Origin of the sequence: Thermosporothrix hazakensis (assembly GCF_003253565.1) — a bacterium.
GTDB lineage: Bacteria > Chloroflexota > Ktedonobacteria > Ktedonobacterales > Ktedonobacteraceae > Thermosporothrix > Thermosporothrix hazakensis.
In genome coordinates, this window is the sequence record NZ_QKUF01000009.1 from 39,877 (window position 1) to 61,896 (window position 22,020).

Sequence of the window (22,020 nt, forward strand, 5' to 3'; positions counted from 1 at the left end):
TTTCTGGTGTTTGTCGAGGGTAGTATTTCTTCCTATTCGCTTGCGTTTCCTTGCACAGGGGGCATATTCTCCATATACGAAAGGAGTAGTATGTCATCGTACATATGCAGGCATTGCCAGACTCCTCAGCCTCCAGATGCGCAGTTCTGTATGAATTGCGGTCGGCTGCTTCATGAACCTGAACAGGAAATGGTAACGCTGATCGTGACGCGTGCGGAGATGGAGGAGCAGGCCGAGGCAACCGAGAAGATGACGGCTGTGCACCCACAGAGCAGCCAGTTGCCTTCACCGACAGCAGTGCAACACGTGAAGTCAACCACGCTGCCGCCTCCGGTGGCTCGCAGCGGTACCTATGGCCCTCTGCCGCCGAGCTTCCAGCCGAGCAGGCAGCCTCTCCCTTCGGTGCAGTCGCTGCTGCTGAGGCCGTGGATGCGCTTCCTGTTGGTGGTGCTGATCTTTTTACTACTTTTCGGGATTATCACGCAATTTTTGCCGGGGAATCCTCTTAGTCTGGTGGAACTCACCGACCGCTTGTTTGGTGCGAAACGGATTGTGCTGCTGGCCGGCGATGGCCTCTATAATCTGGATTCCGACAGCGGAGAGTTGAAATGGAAGCAGGCGCTTCCCGGGCTGAACGAGTCTACCCGGCTGCTGGTCCAGGATGGAACCGTATACCTGCTTGGAAGTCAGCTTAGCACCTATGACCTGCGTTCTGGACAGCCAAAATGGAGCCTGAAGCTGGCACAGAGTGAGAGCCATGATCTGGCGGTTACGGATGGGGCTGTCTTCGTACGGCAGGGCCAGACGCTGGCGGCCTACGCTGCTGATAGTGGGGTGTTGCTCTGGAAAAAGGAGCTTCCGGGCGAGGTCGGACGTATGAAGCCTCTCGGGGAATTTCTCTGTGTGGTCTTTGAGAACAAATTGGTGGTTGTTGGGACGAAGGATGGTGCAATGAAAAGCTATGCGCTGGGGGAGGCTGGCGAGTGGAGTATTGAAGGAGCGCTTGGTCATACACTTATTCTCAAAAAGAGTACCTATACTGAAAAAGATGAAGAACTTCTCGGGTTTGATGTGGAGGCAGCAAAGATAGCGTGGAAGCTACCGAGCAAGGGATCAACCGATCTCCTGACGGTCTCGAAAGATCGCTTCTATGTGATAAGCGAGATCGACCGGAAATATGAGGTGCATAGCCACAATCGTGAGGGCCAGCTTCAATGGAGTTTTCCATTGCAAGATTCTGCCAGGCGGTTTGTCTTGCGCTCTCAGGATGCTGACGCCCTGTATCAGTTTGCAGAAGGAACGCTGTATGCGTGGAGCCTGGAAGACGGACACCAGCTCTGGAAGGTTGCTTCGGGCATCTATAAAAAAGACGAAGTGAACGAGTCAGGGTATACAGATGGCTCGGTCATTGTGTACTCGGATGGAGATTCGGTGATTGGCTTTCAAGCGGCTGATGGCCAGAAGAAGTGGACGGTGCCCTCGCTGGCAATTACCGGGACAAACAACCGGAAATATACAGGTCTGGGTGAGCAGGAAGGCGTTCTGCTCTTCGGCGAAGCGGACGCCCAGGGCAACCTGGCGCCTGCTGGAAAAACCGGTGTGACGCTTGGTCGTCTGAACACTGAAACTGGGGCCGCGCAGTGGAAGATCACGCTTGAGAAGAGTCTGTATACCTGGGCCATCGGATAAGTTTTTATGTATTATCGGTATAATTGCCGTCGTAAGCTCATATGTGAGCCTGCGGCGGCTCTTTTTTCTTCCCCTATAGCTTCTCCATTTTATGAGGCAGGCCCGGGAAAAAGAGCTTGTCTCTCAGTAAAACGTTCTATATCCAAATTCTCTGTATCATGCTCTCTTCTGATGACCTCTCCCGATTTTCAAGTATCTGATTGTACACGATAGTTGACAGGGATTGAGGCCGCTGGAAAGTGGGCCCGAGAACGCCAGGAGCCCTGAAGCCCGAGAATGGAGCCACGTTATGGACAAAGCACTTTGATGATTTGATCTTTTGCCTCCTCATCTGACGCGTTTCGGGTCGTCGCAAGCTCATGGGTGAGCCTGCGGCGACTGCTTTGCTGCCTGGATCGTGGTCAGCAGCTCTCTGGTGGCCGCGGTAATATCATCGGCGGCGACTACAGCAGTGATAACGGCGATTCCAGCGGCCCCGGCACGGATGATCTCGGGCGCATTGGTTGCGGTCAATCCGCCGATGGCGACAAGTGGTGTCGGGAAGCGGGCCGCGAGCGTCGAAATCAGCTTCGCACCGATCGCTGGACCGGCATCCAGCTTACCGCGTGTCGCAAAGATCGGCCCCACTCCCAGGTAATCGGCCCCATCTTTGATCGCACCAAGCGCCTCATCCAGAGTGCCGGCCGATACTCCCAGAATGCGCTGAGGGCCCAGAATCTGCCTGGCGAGCGGCGCGGGCATATCGTCCTGCCCGACATGCGCCCCGTCAGCATCGACGGCGACAGCGACATCAACGCGATCATTGACAATCAGCAAAGCATTATAGGCGCGGGTCAACTCGCGTAAGGCCTGCCCCTGTTCGATCAGCTCGCGGGTTGAAGCGAGTTTGTCACGTAACTGTATCACAGTCGCGCCGCCTTCCAGAGCCGCCCGAGCGACCGTCACCGTGTCGCGTCCTCGTGACCATTCGCGATCGGTGAGCACATGCAGCGTCAACCGATGTGCAAGTGCTGCTCTATTCATGATGCAAAGCTCACTTTCTGGGCCTGTAAGAGTGCCTCTGGTTCCAGCGCAGCGACCGCATCAAAGAGATGAGCGCGGAATGTTCCCGGGCCAGCGGCGGTGCTTGCAGCCTGCTCGCCTGCGACCCCCATCACGAGCAGCCCCGCTATTGCTGCCTGCCAGGCGTCTCGTTCCACGGCCAGGAATGCGCCGATCACGGTGGTTGCCATGCAGCCGCTTCCCGTAATCGAGGCAAGCAGCGGGTGGCCGTTCCCGACGGTGGCGAGCCGTTCGCCATTGCTGATGACATCCTGCGCGCCTGTGATCGCGACGGTACAGCCAAACATGCGCGCTGCCTGCTGGACCAGCACGGGACGCTCGACGGCCACCGAAATCGATTCAACGCCCCGGGTCTCGCTCTCCACACCGATGAGCGTGCCGATCTCCGCCGCGTTGCCACGCAGAACGGTAATTTTGAGCTCCGAGAGCAGCCGGAGAGCGCTTTCCGTTCGCAGGCGCGTCGCCCCGGCTCCCACAGGATCCAGAATGATGGGGATGTCAAGCGCGTTGGCGCGTTTCCCGGCACGGAGCATCGCCTCGATCTGGGCGGGAACGAGCGTTCCAATGTTCAGGACCAGCGCCCCGGCCTGCGAGACCATTTCTTCAACTTCTTCACTCGCATGGGCCATGACTGGTAGCGCCCCCAGAGCGAGAGTCATGTTCGCTGTATCGTTCATCACTACCTGATTGGTGATATGGTGCAGCAGCGGCTTCTGCGCGCGGATTCGCGGGAGCAGGTGTACAAGTTGTTGAATGAATGTATCTTTGTGCATACGTTGTTATTCCCCGATTTGGCTGACGGCGGTTGAGAGTACGGCGGGAAGGGCCGGGGCGTGAAGCCAGAAATGATTGACCGGTCCATGCCCGTGACCGATTCCCGGCGCATGACGCAACGCTTCGGTGATATACTGCTTGGCTGCATAGACGGCGTCGTACACCGAAGAACCGCGAGCAAGGAAGGCCGCAATTGCTGCCGAGAAAGTGCAGCCCGTTCCGTGAGTGTGTGGCGTGTCGATGCGTTCGGCGCGAAACTCGGAGAAGTGGCTTCCATCAAAGTAGATATCAATCGGATCGCCGAGCGCGTGTCCCCCTTTGACGACCACATGGCGCGGCCCCTGATCGTGGATGATGCGCGCTGCTTCACGCATCTCTTCCAGCGAGGTGATGCGCTTGCCGATCAGCGTTTCGGCCTCAGGCAGGTTGGGGGTGACGACTTCTGCCAGCGGCAGCAGGACCGAACGCAACGTCGATACCGCTTCATCCTGCAACAGCGGATCCCCTCCTTTTGCGCGCATTACCGGATCGATCACAAGACGCAGGTTCCACTTGCGCACGCTGGCTGCAACGGCCTCGATCAGCGGGGAGCTGGCAAGCATGCCCGTTTTGGCGCTGTCGGTTCCGATATCCTCCATGATAGCGTCTATTTGTTCTGTCACCAACGTCGTGGGCATTTCCAGCACATCGCGAACCCCGAGCGTGTTCTGAACGGTGATGGCTGTAATGGCGGAGGTCCCATAGACATCAAGCGCGGCAAATGTTTTCAGATCTGCCTGAATGCCTGCCCCGGCTCCTGAGTCGGAACCGGCGATTGTCATGGCGCGAGGTTGTTTCATGGTTTTTGTTCCTCTCGGTGTGCGGGCTGCTATGGGAACAAAAAAAGACACTGGCAAAGGGCCAGCGTCTTGCTGTTGTTCTGTACGAAAGAATCCCTTCGCTGGCATTATCCAGAGCAGGTTATATCGGTCGGTGGCGAGAATGGGCCACCCTCTCAGCCTGGCTTTCCCAAGCTCCCGCAATCTCTTTTGCAAAAGAACGATCTATCTTCAGTTGTTTATAACATAGGGAAATAGCGGCGTCAAGTCACTCGGGTAAGCCGAGCCATATCACGCCGCGCGTGAAGCCCGCTAATGAGAAGATTGTGCGGGCTGATAGTCTCCGGCAGGAGTGCGAAAACTGACATTGAGGCGATTCCAGACGTTGATGGCTGAGATCGCTACAGTGAGGTTGACAAGCTCCTCATCCGTAAAATGCTGCTTCACACGCTCATAGACGTCGTCGGGGACATGAGTTTCGGAGACCAGCGTGACGGCTTCGGTCCACTCAAGGGCGGCGCGCTCTCGATCGGTGAAGCAGGTGGCCTCGTGCCAGGCGGAGACCAGGTACAGCCGCTGCTCGGTTTCGCCGGCGGCGCGGGCATCTTTGGTGTGCATATCAACACAATAGGCGCAACCATTGATCTGTGAGGCACGCAACCTGACCAGTTCAAGCAGCGAGCGCTCAAGGCCACTCTCTCTGACATATTTCTCTAACTGGAAAACAGCGCGGTATGCTGCGGGAGCGACTTTCGTGATTTGAATACGTGCGTTCATGGATATCTCCTTTTTCTTTTTGTTCTTTCTGGATAGTATGATCATACCATTCTCGGACAAAATGTGTCAAGGATATATTTTGTCCGGGATATGATGAAAAAGCGCAAGATTCGAGAAGTCCCGGGCACGATAGTGTGCTAGCATGGGGGAAAGAAAAGGAGGAGTCAGTATGGAACCAGGTCTTACATCTGTTATGCTGCTGGTGCAGGATATGCCGCGTGTCCGGGCATTTTATACTGAGTTGCTGGGCCTCGTGGTGGTGCCTGAATTCTCTTCGCCAACCGGGGAATTTGTCTTTCTGCATTCAAAGGCCAGCCGCTTCAATCTCATGTTGCAAGATATCAAAGTGGGAACCTATGGTGCCTCTACAGAACGTGGAGGTGTGCTGATCGGCTTTATGGTGGAGGATGCAGCCGCTGTCTATCAGGAATGGCAGACAAAGGGCGTTGAGTTTGTGAGCGGTATTACCGATGTTGGTGCGGGCCGCTCGTTTGTTGTACGCGACCCCGATGGGAACTACCTGAACATCTACGATCTCTATCCCGAGGTTCGGAAAATGCAGGAAGCTGCTCAATTGATCTAGCCTCTCTGCTTCAGCGTACCGGGGTGGCGGGCTGAAGCCCTTCCCTCTATCGTCTCCTTTGTCTTTCAAGCCTCATATTGTATCTGCTGGACAGCAGAGCGCATGTTACGATGCAAAGCTGTCGGCCCGCTCTGGCTGCTCAGAGCAATATGGGCTGGAGCGGGTGAAGCTCGCCCCCTCTCTTTCAGATCACGAAGCAATCAACAGCTCGCGTGGAAGAAGCGGGCGCTGAAGACCGGCCCGATCTGCTTTTCTGATCGTTTATGCAGGCATGAAGCGCCAGAGAGGAGAGCGAGGGGCCAGACTCCCCTCACCCTCCTGAAAAGGGAGACAGAAATGCAATAAAGGATAGTAGTCTTTGTTGCTCTGCTCACATCTGTGAATTTTGTGAATTGGGCTCAGCATTGACTGTGATGGTTGGTCGCTGATGCGGGTAGGGCTGCGGCGAATAAGCCAGAGTTTTCCCCTGTAATGCAATTAAAAGGTTATCGAGCAGTGTTTGCGTCATTGGTAGCAGAATTTGCTTTTGCTGTCTATTGTTCGAATCTTGCAGAAAATGTAACAAGGCTTGAATGGCCTGTTCAACGCGATGGAACTCTTTTTCTGCCAGAGCGGCACGCTGATAGCGAACCAGCAGCGTGTTCAAGGCGCGTGCAACCTGCCAGAGCTCGTGGCCCTGACTCAGTGGAGCACGGGCGTTCAGGTTGCCGTTCGCGATCTCGATATGCGTTTTCAAGATTAATTGCACGCCCTGCTCCAGCTCAACAGCCTTCTCGGCGATGGTTCGTTGCAGGGAGGTGATCATTTCGGTGCGGTCAGCACGGGCCAGAGCACGTGTCACGTTATGCGACCAGACATAGGCCACACCGGCGACAATGAATTGTGTGCCGATCGGCTGAATGAGCATTGGAATGAATTGGGAGTGCATCGCCTGATTTAAGTCCGCAGTATGAGGCTGATAAACCATGCTGATCGCGATCATCACAGCATTGATGAAGGCAATAAGGAAAGCATTTTTTGCTGGCAGGAACGAGGCCGCAAGCAGTACCGCCAGCGTGCCATAAAGATAGAACATGATGCCCGACGTATCCAGCGGCGTGGATGTGAAAATGACTCCAGCAACAACCGCCTCATATCCAAATGTGCCTATAATGCCGGCAAGTAGAACTTTCCCCCGTCGGTTGACAATCAGCGAAATGATGGCGACGCCAAGCAGAGAAAACGCCAGGATCGGGATAAAATGGTTGGGCATCAAAAAGGTTGCAGGAATAAAGCAGATCAGCACAATGATCAGGAAGAGGAACACTGTGCTTATCAGGCGCGACTGACGTGATTCCTCGCGCTGCGTCAGGCTTGCATTACGCGGCGCTTCGGGAATGGCCGTGAGTTTATACCACTTACGGAAAAGAGGGGGTGTGTCATCTTCTCTCTGCGCGACCATCTCACGCAGCGCTTTTGTCAGGTCTACTCCCGGGGCATCCTGGGGAATCTGATTCTTGTTCATTCAAGGAACCTCCTGTACTATGGAGAAGGAACAGTTATGACTCGCATATTCACGAGAATCGTAAGCGCGTCATCGACGATATCAGGAGAGAGCGGCGCATCCTCTTTGATCTGCATCACGGAGCGTTGCCCGTCAACGAGCTCAAAGACGATGGACAACATCATTTTTTGCCTGGTGGTCCATCCCTCCAACCTATCAACATCAAGCTGTCCTACACGCTGCGGAATCGGGGATGTGTCCTGTACGGGGCGAGGAGGTGTCCCCAGGCGTGGCGTCGAGAGCGGATACAGAACCCAGGGAAACGGTCCGCGCTTTTTTTCCACGCTCATGAGAATTGAAAGAGGTATGGGTAAACGCTGTCCTTGCTGGTCTTCTACATGGCAAGATGTCACCTTCCCATCCACCAGGTGCAGATATCCCATACAACGCCCACGAACTCCAGGTATATGATGCAATTCGGATTTGAGCAAACCGCTCATGCGGTAATGCTCGAACAGTGCCAGACTGAACTCAAGCCCTAAGCTTGCATCGATACTATCTTGACCCACTTTGCACCTTTAACTCACTTTTACACTTAAACGCAAGAGGGCTTTTTGCGGCCCCCTTGCTACAACCAGCCTACTTGCCGATTGCTCGGCCATCTTTCTTTTTGTTTTATTACCCGACACGAAAAGGTCGAGATAGATCTTTTGTCCGTATGAAGGATATCATATTTCGATATACGAAGCTATTAATTTCTTATTAAAATTACGCTCTATTTGAACATGAACAATTTTTAATGATATACACGCTTTCGGCATAACTCAAAATACTCTTTATGGTGTAACGAATGCTGAAATGTAAAAGAAGAGTCATATGAAAAAAGAGGGAGTAAGGCAACGTGTGCGGCTCTGCCCGGGGGCGTCAGTTCGCTTTTTTCTGCATGCTGAACCTGTCTTTTCCACCTTCTTTTAGATTATAATGGAAACAACGCCGGGGTTTCCCGCTCTGGCTGGCTGCTCACTGCGAAGATGAGCGAGCATCGCAAATGAGGCACAATGATATGTGCACCGTGGCTCGCTGACCTGCCTTACGAGTGGTTTTATTCTGTTCACTACGATGGGGAGTCAAGGAAAGCATGGGAACTTTTACGCCAGACAAAGAACACTTTGTACTCGATGGTAAGCCGTTTCGGGTGCTCTCGGGTGCGCTGCATTATTTCCGGGTCCCGCCTGAATACTGGGATGACCGCCTGCACAAATTGCGCGCAATGGGCTTAAATACGGTCGAGACCTATGTGGCCTGGAACCTGCACGAGCCGCGCCCGGGCGAATTCGATTTCTCCGGGGGGTTGGATCTGGCCCGCTTCATTCAAAAAGCTGCCGAGCAAGGGCTGTATGTGCTGTTGCGGCCCGGCCCGTATATCTGCGCTGAGTGGGAGTTTGGTGGCCTGCCTGCATGGTTGCTTAAAGATCCTGGGATGCGGCTTCGCTGCTATTATCGGCCCTATCTTGAGGCTGTAGATCGTTTCTTTGATGCGCTGTTACCACAGGTGACGCCGCTCCAGATCACGCATGGCGGGCCGATTCTGGCAATGCAGGTTGAGAATGAGTACGGAAGCTATGGCAATGACAAGCGCTACCTGACCTATCTGGCGGAGGGTCTGCGCAGGCGCGGCGTTGACGTGCTGCTCTTTACCTCGGACGGTCCCTCGGATTGGATGATGCAGGGGGGCACGCTGCCCGATGTCTTCAAAACGGCCAATTTCGGTTCTCGGGCTGAGGAAGCGTTCAGGGTCCTGCGCCAGTATCAGCCCGAGGGGCCACTGATGTGTATGGAGTACTGGAATGGCTGGTTCGATCACTGGGGGGAGCCGCATCACACGCGCGAACCGCAGGATGCTGCCGCGTCGCTGGACGAAATCCTTCAGCAGGGTGCGTCGGTCAATATTTATATGTTCCACGGTGGCACGAATTTCGGCTTCATGAGCGGGGCCAATCTGGACATCTGGAGCGGTCAGTATCAGCCTACCGTGACCAGCTATGACTATGATTCGCCGCTTGATGAGGCTGGCGATCCAACCCCGAAATATTATGCGTTCCGTGAGGTGCTCGGCAAATATACCGAGCTGCCAGACATCGACATTGAGCCCTCACCGAAGCAGGCACTCGGCACGGTCGAGCTGACCGAGAGAGCGTCTCTGTTCTCATCGCTTGATCGCTTGAGTCGGCCAGTATGGAGCGCCACACCCGAACCAATGGAGTATTTCGATCAACAGCATGGCTTTATTCTATACCGGACGCAGCTTGCAGGGCCGCTGGTCGAGAATGTGCTATCGATCCGTGGCCTGCATGATCGGGCGCTGGTCTTTGTGAATGGGACCTCTCTGGGCGTGCTTGAGCGCTCTCCTGAAACCCAGACGCTGCCGCTTGCGGTCGGCCCGGAAGGGGTCACGCTGGATATTCTGGTTGAGAATATGGGCCGTGTCAACTATGGGCCCGATTTGCTGGATCGCAAGGGCATTACAGGACATGTGATGCTCGGTCAGCAGTTCCTCTATGACTGGACGATCTATCCGCTTCCGCTTGAGAAGCTTGACGGGCTGGATTTCACTCCGGCGGCATCCGAGGGACAGAACGAACCGACTTTTTATCGGGCAACGTTTGAGGTGCAGGAACAGAAAGACACCTTCCTCGCGCTTCCTGGCTGGACGAAAGGCGTTTGCTGGCTGAATGGCCGCAATCTCGGACGCTATTGGGAGCGTGGCCCACAGAAGACGCTCTATGTGCCGGGTCCATTCCTCAAGCCTGGCCTGAACGAGCTGATTGTCTTTGAGCTGCATGGAACCAAACAGCCAGAGGTTGAGTTCCGGGCCCAGGCCGACTTAGGGGAATAATTGCCAGAAAAAAGATCGCCTCCCGCAGACTGGCAGGCGGTCTTTTTTCGTTGCTTTATTCAACCTCGAAAAGCTTGCAGAGCTCGGCCAGCGAGTGCACAGTGATCTCGGCGATAGAGCGTGGCAGGTGACGCGGCCAGGGGTAGAAGCGATCAATCCAGGCGGTATGCATGCCGACGCGATGTGCTCCCCAGATGTCATAGATTGGATGGTCTCCTACAAACAGGATCTCTTCCGGGGGCAATTCGAGCGCTTTCGCGGCTGCCTGAAAGATCGATGGAGCGGGCTTGTGAGCGCCGAATGCGCCCGAGACAAAGATATGGGGCGTCAGCTTATGAATGCCGTATGCCTCCACTTTGCGCCGCTGCCAGCTCGCGTCTCCATTGGTGATGATACCGAAGGGAATGTGATTCGCGTGCAGGGCGTGTAGCAACGGGTAAGCTCCGGCGTCAGGCCGAGCGATCATGCTGCTTAAAAGCTCCTCCTGATAGTGCTGCTGAAGGTCTTCAAGAGCCGTATCAAATGCTGGATATTCCTGCTGCAAGAAGCGAAAGAGTTCGATTCTGGGAGTGCTGCCGTGGTAGTCAACCGTGACCAGAAGATCAACGATATGGTCCACAATGGCGTGATCGTCGCTGATGTTGTGCTTGCGGGTGAAGGCGGTGGCCCAGTGACGGATCACCTCTTCCCATGCATACATGGTGTCGTCAAAGTCAAAGAGAATGCCTTTCATGCCGGTTGGTAGTGTGATATGTGCCTGCTTTTCTGTAGAAATACTCATATTCTCCTTTGCAATGATGAAAAAAATGAAAGTAAGTGCATAAAAAAGTGGGGATCTGCTGTTATCATACAATCACTTTGGGAAGCAGGCAAGGGGGCTGTGTTTTCTTGTAGTACCGTCCTGTCATACCACCTGGTTCAATGTATGCTTGCTATGGAACCAAATAACGAAGCGGGAATAGATCTCCTCTTCTCGCTGTTCTTATAAGTAGATTGAGTAATTGTCGTTTTGACACTTTTATCCGGGAGGGGGTAAAGAAAGAGATGTTGACTTTTCTTATGACATTCGCCGTCTTCGCGCTGTTTGGTCTGATTGCTTATCATTTCGGGGTTGATAGCAGGGATGGGTTGAATAGTCCCGAGTGGGAGCGCCGCTATGCATGGAGCCTGGCGCAGCGCTGATCGCGCGAGTGGAGCCGCGCCGTTCCTTCGAGAGAGGGAGCGTGACGCGGCTCTTCTGTTTGGGCGCTAATTATCTTCATCGAGGGAGAAGGTATGATGTCCTGCCGGGCAATAGTATTGCAGGTCCCCATCTTCGTCGGTATCGGGCATGCTCTCTGTTTCGGGATCTACCAGTAAAATAGCTTCTTCCTGATCGTAAGGGCAAGTCTGGTATTTAATTTGCTCAACGTTCATGTTATACTCCTCTTTCGCTCCGGTAGTCATGCTGACCGGAGTTTCTTTTGTCCTTCTTTTCTATGTAGTGGCTTTGATGCTTGATAAAAGAGGAGGGAAGCGCGATTCGGGCCCTATCGTTTCGTATCTCCTCACTTCTATCAATGACTCTATATTGTCTTTTTGGGTTCTTCAATATCTGGTACCAAAGTAGGCGGGAAGTACTGTATCACTACGCTATTTGAAGTAGACTACAATGAGGATAGAGCGTCTTGCTTGCGGGAAAAAATGGAGCCTGTTAGAATGGCTCAGGCAAAGAAAAACGGGGAGATCTCGATGACATATCGTTTTACGCAGGAAAAGCAGGATTACTCGGACCTTGCAACCGGACGTGTGCTGTACAGCGTGCCCGGCAGGGTGGCGTTTCCGGTACGCCTGGCAAGCGAGCTGTTTCAACGTTGCCTGAGCCTCTATCAACAGCGCGGAGGCACAACACCCTGTGTGTTGTATGATCCCTGCTGTGGCGGGGCTTCGCTGCTGGTCAGCGTGGGCTTTTTACATGGAAGCAAACTTTCAGCCGTGATCGGTTCGGACGCGGACCCTGATGTGTTGCCGCTTGCGGAGAAGAACCTTGCGCTGTTAACCCCTCAGGGCCTGGAACAGCGGATTGCGCAGCTTCAGACGCTTTATCAGGAGTATGGCAAACCCTCGCATGCTGAGGCATTGGAGAGCGCATACCGCTTGCAGCGCCAGTTGATGCCGTTGACCATTGGACTGTTTCAAGCTGATGTCATGCGACCGCTCGACCCGACACGCTTTCCAAAGTCGGTTGATCTGGTGATGGTCGATCTGCCCTATGGTCAGCATACTGGTTGGTTGCATGCTTCCGCCGCACAGGACCCTGCGACCGCGCTGCTGGACTCCCTGCGCTCCATACTCTCGCCCGCTGCGGTTGTCGCTCTGATTACGACGAAGCAACACAAAGTAGTACATGAGCAGTTTCGGCGCCTGGAACAGTTCAGTATTGGCAAGCGGCGCATCCTGCTCTGTGCGTCTGAAACCTGAGAGGTGAGCGTATGAATTCTGGCTGGCGAGGTCGTTGTTACGAGGATTTTACGGTTGGCGATGTCTATCAGCACGCGCTCGGGCGGACGATCAATAGCACCGACAACACATGGTTTACGCTGTTGACCATGAACTCCAACTCGCTGCACTTTGACCGCCACTACGCGGCCCAGACCGAGTTCAAGCGGCCCCTGGTGGATTCGACGTTTACGCTTGCGCTGGTGACGGGGCTGTCGGTTGCCGATATCTCGCAAAACGCGATCAATCTGGGATGGGATGCGGTGCGGCTTCCCGCGCCTGTATATGAGGGCGATACACTCTATGCACGAAGTGAGATTCTCTCGAAGCGCGAGTCACGGTCCTATCCCGAGCGGGGCATTGTGCAGGTTAAGACGGTGGGTTTCAATCAAAACGGGGTGGTGGTAATCGAGTTTCAGCGAACGATTATGGTCTACAAGCGGGCTTATCTGCCCGAGCTACCCACACCGAAGCCGCGTGAGCCGCGTCAGGATGGCTAAGAGCAGGGATGCTTGACAGAAATAAAGTTTCATTTTAGAATTGAAGTATGAAACTTTGTGCCGAAGGCGTCCGCTGAAAAAGGAAAGGAGTTCCCCATGTCTTTCTCGTTCATCCAGATCACCGACCATCATCTAGGCGAAACCGAAGCCTCTTTGCTTGACGGCTACGCAACTGCCCATGCGTTTCGCAAGGTGATGCGGCATATTGCTGAGCATACCGCTGTACATGTTGATTTCCTTGTCTCGACCGGTGATCTGGTGGATGATCCTTCCGAGGTCTCCTACCGCAACCTGTGCCAGATGCTTGAGCTTCAGCCAGCACAGCAAGCGCCGGGACCGGCTCTGGTCTCGATAGAGGGTTTGCAGCGCTTCCCCATGTATTTCTTGCCCGGAAACCACGACGATCGGGAAAATTTCTTCCGTCATCTTTTCCCCGGAACACCGCCTGTGCCGCATATGAACGCACGCTTTGAGCATAAAGGGGTGCAGTTCCTCTGCCTGGATTGGGGGCCGAGGGGAAAAGCGGTGCCCCATCAGGATACACTGGAGTTTCTCGCACAATCGTTACAGCATTCTATGCCGACCATACTGCTGATGCATCACCATATTCTCCCTGTTGGGAGTCGCTGGATAGATTCGTATCTGCCCGACGATTTCCGCGCCTTCTGGAAGCTGCTCGACGGACACCAGATTCTCGGGATCTTCTACGGCCACACGCATGTGACTTCAGAAAAGCTGGTAGCGAATATTCCTGTCTATGGGCTGCGTTCCACGGCGATGCAGTTTACCCTTACTGATCCACCAGTGCCCTGTGCGCAGCCGCTCCAGTATCGCCTGGTGACGGTACAGGATGGTTTTTTGACAACCCGACTCTTTGAGATTCCCCTGTAGGCATGCGGCGGGGTGGTCCGCCCCTTGACAGAAGAGATTAGGGCATGCTAATATCTGAGTAGAAAGGTAGGAATTAAATCGGGAGCTCGCCAGGCTGCCGAGCAGGGGTATAAGACACGATGTGAGATACGGTTTTGCTGCTCATTGTCGCTACCTTGAAGCCAGTAACCAGCGGTTATTGGCTTTCTTTTTTTGATAGTTCTCTTTTATGTGGCGCATGCTACAATGGTGAAGATAACACGATTGATCTCAATCTAGTATTTCACGAGGAGCGCAATGACAACACATGTATTGCCCCATTGGGACATGACCCCCATTTTCCCGTCTCTCGATTCTCCTGAGTTTGAGCGCGGCTTTCAGGAGGGCCGGGATGCGATTCTTGATCTCGTGCGCCTCTTTGATCAGCATCAGGTGACTGAACAGCCGGTCAGTGCCGAAATTAACGATACAGTTGTTCAGAGCTTTGAAGCGATCATAGAACGCTATAATGCCGTTCTTGAGCAGATAGAGACGCTTGGAACCTATATTGCCTGCTTTGTTGACACAAACTCACAAAATACGCTTGCACAGGCAAAGCTCAGCGAAATGCATCAAGCGACAGTCTATCTGGCGCAGCTTGGCACTCGCCTGACTGCCTGGCTCGGGGCGCTGGATATCGATCAGTTGATGCAGCGCTCGGAGGTTGCGCGCCAGCATGCTTTCTTGCTGCGGCAAGCAAAGGTGCAGTCACAGCATCTGATGTCATCGGCCGAAGAGATCCTGGCCTCTGAGCTGAACGTTAGCGGTGGCACGGCCTGGGGACAGCTTCACAGCAATCTGACCTCACAGATTATGGTGCCGCTGACACTGAACGGCGAGACCAAAGAATATCCCATGAGCGAGATTCGCAACTTCGCCTATCATCCAGAGCGCGAGGTGCGCCGCAGGGCCTATGAAGCCGAGCTAGCCGCCTGGGAGCGTTCGGCCTTGCCGCTGGCCGCTGCCATGAACAGCATCAAGCATGAGACGAATGTCCTGTCGCAGAAGCGCCACTGGGAATCCCCGCTTGACTCGACCCTGTTCATGAACAGCATCGATCGTCAGACGCTTGACGCGATGATGACCGCTGCTCGCGATTCGTTCCCCGATTTTCGGCGCTATCTTCAGGCGAAGGCACGGCTGCTCGGGCTTGAGAAGCTGGCCTGGTACGATATTTCTGCACCGGTTGGCAAAAGTGAACGCGTCTGGTCATATGATGATGCGGCCTCCTTTATCGTTGAGCAGTTTGGTGCGTTCTCCGCGAAGCTCTCCGACTTTGCCGCTCGCGCCTTCCGCGAACACTGGATCGATGCCGAGCCGCGCCCGGGCAAGGTTGGCGGTGCGTATTGTGCCGAGATTCGGAAGGGTGAGTCGCGCATTCTGGCGAACTATACACCGTCCTATGATGGCATGTCGACGCTGGCGCACGAGCTCGGCCACGGCTATCACAATCTGAATCTGGAACATCGAACCGCGCTTCAGGCGATGACTCCGATGACGCTTGCTGAGACGGCCAGTATCTTTTGCGAGACCATCGTGCGCAATGCGGCCCTGCGCAATGCAGGCAAGCAAGAGCAATTGATGATTCTGGAAGCCTCGCTCCAGAACTCGTGTCAGGTGGTGGTCGATATCACCAGCCGCTTCCTTTTTGAGCAGGGCGTCTTCGAGAAGCGGCTTCAGCGCGAGCTCTCGATTGAGGAGTTGAACGAGCTGATGCTTGAGTCGCAGCGTCAGACCTATGGCGATGGCCTCGACGAGTCGCTGCTGCATCCATACATGTGGGCCGTGAAGGGGCACTATTACAGCACTGGCTTGCCGTTCTACAATTACCCGTATATGTTCGGGCTGCTCTTCGGGCTCGGGCTCTACGCGCAGTATCAGCGTGACCCGGAGACCTTCAAGCGGGGCTATGATGAGCTACTCTCGTCGACCGGCATGGCTGATGCGGCGGAACTGGCGCAGCGCTTCGGGATCGACATTCGGAGTGAAGCGTTCTGGCGCTCAAGCCTCGATATGGTTCGCCAGGATATTGACGAGTTCGAGCGTCTGGCGCGTGAGGCGTGATGATATCCATCATAATCTGATGTTATAGGGCCGGGAGAGCACTTCCCGGCCTGCTTGATTACTCGGCCCTCTCGCCAAGCGCGAAGAGCGACATCACCTGTTTCTCCTTTGCAGAGGGGGAGAAAAAGGTAATAACTTCATTATCGTAGTATTCCAGTCCGGTCGCGCCAAGGCCAAGCGCCGCCGCCGCAAGCTGTGCATTGCCGCTGAAGATGCCGCTCTCAAGCTGGGCGACGCGATAGCCCCGGTTGCCGTCACGGATCAGCAGCTCTTCCAGCGCTATCAGGCTGTAGACTGAGACTGCTGCCTCACCGCCGGACTTCTGATCGAACGCAAGGTGCGTAGCGTCCTTCCGGAAATCGCCCTCTTTGAGCAGCTCGAGCGCTTTCTGCTCGGGATGCAGGATATACGCTCCGGGCTTCAGGTCGCTCACGTTGTTGACCAGCAGGTAGATGTCGTTCAGTGGGCGGCCTGCGGGGTCGAAGCAGTCAGCGTTGGGCAGATGAAGCGCATTCAGCAGGATTGTTGAGAGCTTCTCGAAGCTGAGCGGTTGCTGTGCGAAGCGATGCGCCGAACTGCGCTGCTGAATGACCTGCTCGATCGGTGCGGTTGGCCAATCATCGAGCGGCATCGGGCGCAGCGGGATCAAGGTACCCTCAGGGGCGGCATGTGGCGGGAATGGAGCCTCCGCGTCGCGCCATGTCGCGCTTTCCTCGCCTGTTGAGAACAGTGTGGCCTCATGTATATCCTCGATCAGCGGGTATTCCTCTTCCTTCGGGGAAAGTGGCTCGGTCGGTAGCTCAAGCTCCTCGATGACGGGCGCGTTTCCTGGTTCCTCTGCGGTGGCTCCAAGCGCCGCCAGACTGATCGCTGCCTCGCGATAGCCATCGATAGCAAGCAAGCTGTTCACGATATCGTCGGCAAAGCTTTCAATGAGCTTGAATGGCAGCTCGGCAGAGGTCGCGACGGCGTGAAGATTCGCGAGGAGCGTGCCGTTATCCCAGAACGTATGGCGATAGGTACGCGGTCCGAACTTGCAGGAGTTGCGCCAGAAGGTGTCAGTGAAGATGGCAAGCACGGGAGCATGCGCAACCGCCGTCTCGTTGCCGGTTGCTTCGAGCAGGACACGCCGAAAATCTCCGCTTCTCAGGCGGCGCAAGCTGTGATCGTGTGCGCCATAGTGATAGACTCCGGCTGGCAGGTCCGCCAGATCGCCACAGACAAGGTAAAGCTCAAAGTGATAGAGCCCTCCGGTACAGGCGGCTGCTCGCTTCTCTTCGTCTGGCCTGGTCAGCCCGCTGGTATAGTAACAGAGGCGGGCAAGCGTCTGAAGATCGGGAACGCGGTTTGCCGCCTGTTCCGAAGCGGCGACCGCCTGAAGTGCCGATATTGAGCCAGATGCAAGCTGTTTGGGCAACGCGATCGGTTCAAGCGAGGTATACTTTTTGTAGAGCAAGGGCTGTTGCTTCGGGTTGTATTCGGAAACGGCGAGCTGGTCGCCTGGAAAATAGCTTGAGACCGCATGATAGGCGAGCGCGGCCCGATAGTTATATTCACTCATAGTGAGATGATCCTTTTCTGTGAGATAGGTACTGTTTCGGACATCTTCATTATATACTGCTTTCCGGTCAGCGTGTTACAATACAAGGTGTACGCCCGAGTTCTCGGGAAAGAATCCCGCATGTAAGGAGTGCATATTGTATGACGACAGCGCACACGTTGCCGCGTTGGGACCTGACAACCATTTATCCTGGCCTTGACTCCCCCGAGTTTACCGCTGACTTCCAGCAGCTTGCTCGTTCTGTTGACGAACTGGCTGCCCTCTTTGACACGTACGGTGTGAATGGGGGGGTGACAGCGCCGGTTGATGAGACGCTGGTGCAGCACTTTGAAGAGATTATTAAGCGCTATAACGCGATTCGTGATGCAGCGCGTACCCTGGTGGTCTATATTACCAGCCATGTGAACACGAACTCGCGTGATACAACCGCGCAGGCTCGCTACAGTGAGTATAGCCGAACCGGCACGAAGCTCTATCAGCTCTCAACGCGCCTGACTGCCTGGATCGGTTCACTGGAGGTTGAGGAGCTTATCAAGCGCTCTCAGGTGGCCGCTGACCATGCCTATGCGCTGAGAACAGCGAGCAAGGAAGCAAAGCACTTGATGTCGCCCGCTGAAGAGGTGCTGGCTTCCGAACTGAATCTGAGCGGTGGGGCCGCGTGGAGCCGCCTGCATGGCAATATCGCTTCACAGATGCGGGTGTCGCTGGAGCTGGCCGGCGAGTCGAAAGAGTACCCTATGAGCGCCATTCGCAACTTCGCCTTTGAGGCGGATCGTGAGGTGCGTCGTAAGGCCTACGAGGCCGAGCTAGCCGCCTGGGAGCGCGTAGCCTTGCCGCTGGCTGCTGCCATGAACAGCATCAAGCATGAGGTCAATGTGCTCTCACAGAAGCGCAACTGGGAGACGCCACTCGACGCGTCTCTGTTCGCCAACAGCATTGATCGCCAGACACTTGACGCGATGATGTCCGCGGCTCGTGCCTCATTCCCCGATTTTCGGCGCTATCTGCGGGCAAAGGCACGGCTGCTCGGGCTTGAGAAGCTGGCCTGGTATGACCTGTTTGCGCCGGTGGCACGAGAAAGCCGCACCTGGCATTTCGAGGAAGCGGCGGCCTTTATTGTCAAGCAGTTTGGCACCTACTCGCCACGGCTTGCCGGTCTGGCTGAACGCGCTTTTCGAGAGGGCTGGATTGATGCCGAGCCGCGCCCGGGCAAGCGTGACGGCGCCTACTGTACCTCGCTGCGTGCTGATGAATCGCGCATTCTTGCCAACTTTAAACCGGCCTATGGTGGCATGAGCACGCTGGCGCACGAGCTCGGACATGCCTATCATAACTTCAACATGGTGCATCGCACGCCATTGCAGCGCGGGCACCCGATGACGCTTGCCGAGACGGCCAGTATCTTCTGCGAAACGATTATCAAGCAGGCGACGCTTGCCGAAGCAGATAAGCAGGAGAAGCTGGCAATCCTGGAAGCCTCGCTTCAGGACTCATGTCAGGTGGTGGTCGATATCACCAGCCGCTTCCTTTTTGAGCAGGGCGTCTTCGAGAAGCGGCTTCAGCGCGAGTTGTCTGTGGGTGAGCTCAATGAGCTGATGCTTGAGTCGCAGCGTCAGACCTATGGCGATGGCCTCGACGAGTCGCTGCTGCATCCGTACATGTGGGCTGTGAAGGGGCACTATTACAGCACTGGCCTCTCCTTCTACAATTACCCGTATATGTTCGGTCTGCTCTTCGGGCTCGGGCTCTATGCCTACTATCAGCGTGACCCGGAGACCTTCAAGGCGGGCTATGATGAGCTACTCTCGTCAACCGGCATGGCTGATGCGGCGGAACTGGCGCAGCGCTTCGGGATCGACATTCGGAGTGAAGCGTTCTGGCGCTCAAGCCTTGATATCATCCGCCAGGATATTGACGAGTTCGAGCGTCTGGCGCGTGAGGCGTAGAGCGTATCTATCATAACCTGATGTCAATCAAAAGGGCCGGGAGAGCGCTTCCCCGGCCTACTTGACTTCTTCGCTTTGGTATGTCATAACAGGGGAAAAATGACGCATGGAGAGCTCTCGATATGATCTTGAAACGGCTCAGGCTGCTGCTCTGGCCGCTGGCTGTGCTTGTCCTGCTTGCTTTGAACTGGCTCTGTGCGCAGCAGGCGCTCCCCATAGAGCTGACGGTGCAGGGACAGACGAAGACGTTGCATGCCGGCAGTACAACACTCAATCTGGGGATGCCCGGCAAGCCGCGAGAGCTGGAATTGGTGCGCTATGATCCGCTGGTGCACGAATATCAGCTTGATGGCAGTGATAGCACGAATAACTTCTCGCTTGATGTCAACTATCTGCGCCACATCTCTTCTTCCCCGTATTATCGCTTCTATGCCTGGATGCGCGGCCTCGATGATCTGAGTCGGTGGCGTGATCTTGAGGTGCGAGCTGGCGAGCGAACGCTTGTCTCGAAGTCCTGGCCCGGCAACGGAGAGCGGATCACCCTGCCTCAGAACGGCTCGTATAGCGTGCGCTTGCAGTGGCAGCTTCCAGAGACGCCGCGCCAGTTGAATCTGTGGCTTGATGACGGCTCGGTGTTGCATATCATCCTGAATCGTAATGATCGCTTCCTTGCTGTCACGGAGGATTCACCGACGAGCGGACCGGATCAGGAGCTTGCTCGCGTCTTTTTTCCCGAGGATCCCGGGCCGTTTGTGGCCATGAACCTGAGCACGGTCGTTCGCTCGCTGTTGTGGGCGGTGATCCTGCTTGGCGGGGTGCTCTTGCTTGAGCTTGGGCTTGGCTGGTTGCTGCGCTGGTTCCCACAGCGAGAGCGGAAGGCATGGCGGCTGTTCTCCTGGTCGTCTGCTCTCACGAAGGCGCTGCACCCGCTCGTTTTATTGCTTCTGCTCGGGTCATTTCTGTTTGTCTCCTGGATCGCGCTTGTGCAGTATCACGCGATGCCGCATATTTTTGATGCCAGCGCCTATTATTTCGCCGCCAAAACCTACGCCCAGGGACGGCTTTTCGCGCCTGAGCCGCCGGTTCCCGAGAGCTTCCCGGGCCCATTTATGGTGCAGCTTGCGGGAAAGTGGTTCGCTCAGTATCCGCCGGGAACAGCGCTGACTCTGACGCCGGGCTTCTGGCTTGGTGTGCCGTGGCTTGTTGAGCCGCTTTTAGGGACACTGGCCTTGCTCGGTATTGGATTGATTGCGGCGCGGCTCTTCAATCGGCGGGTAGCTTCGCTGGCGGTGTTGCTCGGGGCGCTCTCGCCCTTTTATAGCTATCTGGCTGCAAGCTACATGAGCCATACCATCGCGCTCTTTTATCTGGTGTGGGGGATCTGGGGCGTGGTGCGTTATGCGCAGGGCGGCAGAATGTGGAGCCTGGTGCTTGGGCTGTTCTCGTTCGGCATGCTGGCTTTGACGCGTGATCTGGTGGGCCTGCTCTGCATCGGGCTGGTCGTTCCCGGGCTTGTCTGGCTGCTCTGGAATCGACTCGGGCGCGATTGGTATGCATGGTCATTGCCGCTGGTCTGGATGGGAAGCGTGGTGATCCTCTTCCTGACGATTTCGCTTGTCATCAATATAATTCTTACCGGGAATATGCTGTTGCCGCCGAGGCAACTTTTCTTTGCCGGTGATCGTTTTGGTTTTGGCGAGGGGATCGGATTTTATGGCAAGCACACGCTGGCGGCGGGGCTGGTCAACCTGGACGAGTTGCTCACGAGCCTCGCGCTTGATCTCTATGGCTGGCCGTTTTACTGCACCTTTGCGCTGTTGCTGGTGCCGTTTCTGGCGAGGCGTGCGAAGCTGCTCGACTGGTATTGTCTGGCCTGTGGAGCCGTCTTGATCGGGGCGTATGTCGGCTATTTCTATCATGGTATCTATCTTGGTCCGCGCTATCTCTACGAGTCGTTGCCGTTCTTGCTGATGCTGACAGCTCGCGGGATCGTTGTATTGATCGAGCTGGCGAAGGAGCTGCGGGTGCGTCTGAAGCTGGCTCAGTGGGGAAGCGGTGCCGTTACGGTGGTGCTGGTTCTGCTCCTGCTGGCCTGCAATCTGGGCTATTACCTGCCGCGCCAGATCGAGCGCTACACCAATTACAACGGCTTTCCGGTCGGGCAAAGACTGGATCTCGATACACTCTATCATCCCAACATACATAACGCGCTCATTATTACAAATGATGTATTACTCTATCAAAATGTGCTGTTTCCGCTCAATGATCCCGGGTTACAGGGCGATGTGATCTACGCCTGTGCGTCTGATTCGAGTAAGGTAGAGAGCCTGCGCAAGGCCTTTCCTCAACGAGATCTGTATATGGTGACGGTCGGCACTGATGGGCGTGTTTATTATAGCAGGCTGGATAGCAGCCGACCGAAAATGGAGCTTCGGGACTGATCTGTATGCTTGTCGTCTGTTTGCCGACTATGATATAGT

The 22,020-nt window shown here is 55.3% G+C and carries 19 protein-coding genes and 1 riboswitch; of the genes, 10 read left to right on the plus strand and 9 right to left on the minus strand.

The window, feature by feature from the left end; genetic code table 11:
• Positions 1-150: 150 nt before the first annotated feature.
• Entirely contained in the window at positions 151-1,689 is a 1,539-nt protein-coding gene (locus EI42_RS14415) for an outer membrane protein assembly factor BamB family protein (RefSeq protein ID WP_211326173.1), read from the plus strand.
• Between the two features lie 357 nt (positions 1,690-2,046).
• On the opposite strand, the gene thiE is transcribed toward EI42_RS14415, so the two are convergent.
• The 4 genes from thiE to EI42_RS14435 all read right to left on the minus strand — a co-directional run bounded on the left by thiE (position 2,047) and on the right by EI42_RS14435 (position 5,120).
• A complete protein-coding gene (gene thiE, locus EI42_RS14420; RefSeq protein ID WP_111323172.1) occupies positions 2,047-2,712 on the minus strand; it encodes a thiamine phosphate synthase in 666 nt (221 codons plus the stop codon).
• Positions 2,709-3,524, minus strand: a complete 816-nt coding sequence (gene thiM, locus EI42_RS14425; protein ID WP_111323174.1) for a hydroxyethylthiazole kinase — start codon at positions 3,522-3,524, stop codon at positions 2,709-2,711. The genes thiE and thiM overlap by 4 nt, the downstream gene beginning before the upstream one ends.
• A gap of 6 nt (positions 3,525-3,530) precedes the next feature.
• Positions 3,531-4,364, minus strand: coding sequence for a bifunctional hydroxymethylpyrimidine kinase/phosphomethylpyrimidine kinase (gene thiD / locus EI42_RS14430; RefSeq protein ID WP_111323176.1), 834 nt, complete (start codon positions 4,362-4,364; stop codon positions 3,531-3,533).
• 75 nt (positions 4,365-4,439) lie between these two features.
• Positions 4,440-4,555, minus strand: a riboswitch (TPP riboswitch).
• A 100-nt stretch (positions 4,556-4,655) separates the two neighbouring features.
• Positions 4,656-5,120, minus strand: coding sequence for a carboxymuconolactone decarboxylase family protein (locus EI42_RS14435; protein ID WP_111323178.1), 465 nt, complete (start codon positions 5,118-5,120; stop codon positions 4,656-4,658).
• Between the two features lie 169 nt (positions 5,121-5,289).
• Here EI42_RS14435 and EI42_RS14440 point away from each other — a divergent pair, with 169 nt between their 5' ends.
• A complete protein-coding gene (locus tag EI42_RS14440; RefSeq protein ID WP_170142623.1) occupies positions 5,290-5,703 on the plus strand; it encodes a VOC family protein in 414 nt (137 codons plus the stop codon).
• A gap of 370 nt (positions 5,704-6,073) precedes the next feature.
• Here the strand turns inward: EI42_RS14440 and EI42_RS14445 are convergent, their stop codons facing one another.
• Together EI42_RS14445 and EI42_RS14450 are read right to left on the minus strand one after the other, a co-directional pair.
• Positions 6,074-7,207 (minus strand): hypothetical protein, encoded by a 1,134-nt coding sequence (locus EI42_RS14445; RefSeq protein ID WP_111323182.1) that lies wholly within the window; start codon positions 7,205-7,207, stop codon positions 6,074-6,076.
• A gap of 17 nt (positions 7,208-7,224) precedes the next feature.
• On the minus strand, positions 7,225-7,755 hold the full coding sequence (locus tag EI42_RS14450) for a hypothetical protein (RefSeq protein ID WP_111323184.1): 531 nt from the start codon (positions 7,753-7,755) through the stop codon (positions 7,225-7,227).
• A 569-nt stretch (positions 7,756-8,324) separates the two neighbouring features.
• Between EI42_RS14450 and EI42_RS14455 the strand changes: the two genes are divergently transcribed.
• Complete coding sequence (locus tag EI42_RS14455) at positions 8,325-10,082, plus strand: glycoside hydrolase family 35 protein (protein ID WP_111323186.1); 1,758 nt, start codon at positions 8,325-8,327, stop codon at positions 10,080-10,082.
• 55 nt (positions 10,083-10,137) lie between these two features.
• On the opposite strand, the gene EI42_RS14460 is transcribed toward EI42_RS14455, so the two are convergent.
• Entirely contained in the window at positions 10,138-10,863 is a 726-nt protein-coding gene (locus EI42_RS14460; protein ID WP_111323188.1) for an HAD family hydrolase, read from the minus strand.
• Positions 10,864-11,141: 278 nt separating this feature from the next.
• Between EI42_RS14460 and EI42_RS34355 the strand changes: the two genes are divergently transcribed.
• The gene (locus EI42_RS34355) at positions 11,142-11,264 is read left to right on the plus strand and encodes a hypothetical protein (RefSeq protein ID WP_282957322.1); all 123 of its coding nucleotides are present in this window, start codon (positions 11,142-11,144) and stop codon (positions 11,262-11,264) included.
• A 66-nt stretch (positions 11,265-11,330) separates the two neighbouring features.
• Here the strand turns inward: EI42_RS34355 and EI42_RS32520 are convergent, their stop codons facing one another.
• Complete coding sequence (locus tag EI42_RS32520; protein ID WP_170142625.1) at positions 11,331-11,498, minus strand: hypothetical protein; 168 nt, start codon at positions 11,496-11,498, stop codon at positions 11,331-11,333.
• Between the two features lie 282 nt (positions 11,499-11,780).
• Here EI42_RS32520 and EI42_RS14470 point away from each other — a divergent pair, with 282 nt between their 5' ends.
• From EI42_RS14470 to EI42_RS14485, 4 genes are all read left to right on the plus strand, one after another.
• Positions 11,781-12,542 carry a hypothetical protein gene (locus EI42_RS14470; protein WP_170142626.1) on the plus strand — a complete coding sequence of 254 codons (762 nt, stop codon included), beginning with the start codon at positions 11,781-11,783 and terminating at the stop codon, positions 12,540-12,542.
• On the plus strand, positions 12,539-13,060 hold the full coding sequence (locus EI42_RS14475; protein WP_371859989.1) for a MaoC family dehydratase: 522 nt from the start codon (positions 12,539-12,541) through the stop codon (positions 13,058-13,060). The genes EI42_RS14470 and EI42_RS14475 overlap by 4 nt, the downstream gene beginning before the upstream one ends.
• A 96-nt stretch (positions 13,061-13,156) precedes the next feature.
• Complete coding sequence (locus EI42_RS14480) at positions 13,157-13,951, plus strand: metallophosphoesterase family protein (RefSeq protein WP_111323196.1); 795 nt, start codon at positions 13,157-13,159, stop codon at positions 13,949-13,951.
• A gap of 276 nt (positions 13,952-14,227) precedes the next feature.
• Positions 14,228-16,033 (plus strand): M3 family oligoendopeptidase, encoded by a 1,806-nt coding sequence (locus EI42_RS14485; protein WP_111323198.1) that lies wholly within the window; start codon positions 14,228-14,230, stop codon positions 16,031-16,033.
• Between the two features lie 58 nt (positions 16,034-16,091).
• Here the strand turns inward: EI42_RS14485 and EI42_RS14490 are convergent, their stop codons facing one another.
• Positions 16,092-17,594, minus strand: coding sequence for a SagB family peptide dehydrogenase (locus EI42_RS14490; RefSeq protein WP_111323200.1), 1,503 nt, complete (start codon positions 17,592-17,594; stop codon positions 16,092-16,094).
• A gap of 140 nt (positions 17,595-17,734) precedes the next feature.
• On the opposite strand from EI42_RS14490, the gene EI42_RS14495 reads away from it, so the two are divergent.
• Complete coding sequence (locus EI42_RS14495) at positions 17,735-19,540, plus strand: M3 family oligoendopeptidase (RefSeq protein WP_111323202.1); 1,806 nt, start codon at positions 17,735-17,737, stop codon at positions 19,538-19,540.
• A 122-nt stretch (positions 19,541-19,662) separates the two neighbouring features.
• Positions 19,663-21,981: an ArnT family glycosyltransferase gene (locus EI42_RS14500; protein WP_111323204.1), complete on the plus strand. Its 2,319-nt coding sequence runs from the start codon at positions 19,663-19,665 to the stop codon at positions 21,979-21,981.
• The last annotated feature ends 39 nt before the right edge of the window (positions 21,982-22,020 follow it).

Coding starts and splice junctions, on each gene's coding strand:
- EI42_RS14415 (WP_211326173.1), top strand. CDS start 151: ATGAATTGCGGTCGGCTGCTTCATGAACCTGAACAGGAAATGGTAACG.
- thiE (WP_111323172.1), bottom strand. CDS start 2,712: ATGAATAGAGCAGCACTTGCACATCGGTTGACGCTGCATGTGCTCACC.
- thiM (WP_111323174.1), bottom strand. CDS start 3,524: ATGCACAAAGATACATTCATTCAACAACTTGTACACCTGCTCCCGCGA.
- thiD (WP_111323176.1), bottom strand. CDS start 4,364: ATGAAACAACCTCGCGCCATGACAATCGCCGGTTCCGACTCAGGAGCC.
- EI42_RS14435 (WP_111323178.1), bottom strand. CDS start 5,120: ATGAACGCACGTATTCAAATCACGAAAGTCGCTCCCGCAGCATACCGC.
- EI42_RS14440 (WP_170142623.1), top strand. CDS start 5,290: ATGGAACCAGGTCTTACATCTGTTATGCTGCTGGTGCAGGATATGCCG.
- EI42_RS14445 (WP_111323182.1), bottom strand. CDS start 7,207: ATGAACAAGAATCAGATTCCCCAGGATGCCCCGGGAGTAGACCTGACA.
- EI42_RS14455 (WP_111323186.1), top strand. CDS start 8,325: ATGGGAACTTTTACGCCAGACAAAGAACACTTTGTACTCGATGGTAAG.
- EI42_RS14460 (WP_111323188.1), bottom strand. CDS start 10,863: ATGAGTATTTCTACAGAAAAGCAGGCACATATCACACTACCAACCGGC.
- EI42_RS34355 (WP_282957322.1), top strand. CDS start 11,142: ATGACATTCGCCGTCTTCGCGCTGTTTGGTCTGATTGCTTATCATTTC.
- EI42_RS32520 (WP_170142625.1), bottom strand. CDS start 11,498: ATGAACGTTGAGCAAATTAAATACCAGACTTGCCCTTACGATCAGGAA.
- EI42_RS14470 (WP_170142626.1), top strand. CDS start 11,781: ATGGCTCAGGCAAAGAAAAACGGGGAGATCTCGATGACATATCGTTTT.
- EI42_RS14480 (WP_111323196.1), top strand. CDS start 13,157: ATGTCTTTCTCGTTCATCCAGATCACCGACCATCATCTAGGCGAAACC.
- EI42_RS14485 (WP_111323198.1), top strand. CDS start 14,228: ATGACAACACATGTATTGCCCCATTGGGACATGACCCCCATTTTCCCG.
- EI42_RS14490 (WP_111323200.1), bottom strand. CDS start 17,594: ATGAGTGAATATAACTATCGGGCCGCGCTCGCCTATCATGCGGTCTCA.
- EI42_RS14495 (WP_111323202.1), top strand. CDS start 17,735: ATGACGACAGCGCACACGTTGCCGCGTTGGGACCTGACAACCATTTAT.
- EI42_RS14500 (WP_111323204.1), top strand. CDS start 19,663: ATGATCTTGAAACGGCTCAGGCTGCTGCTCTGGCCGCTGGCTGTGCTT.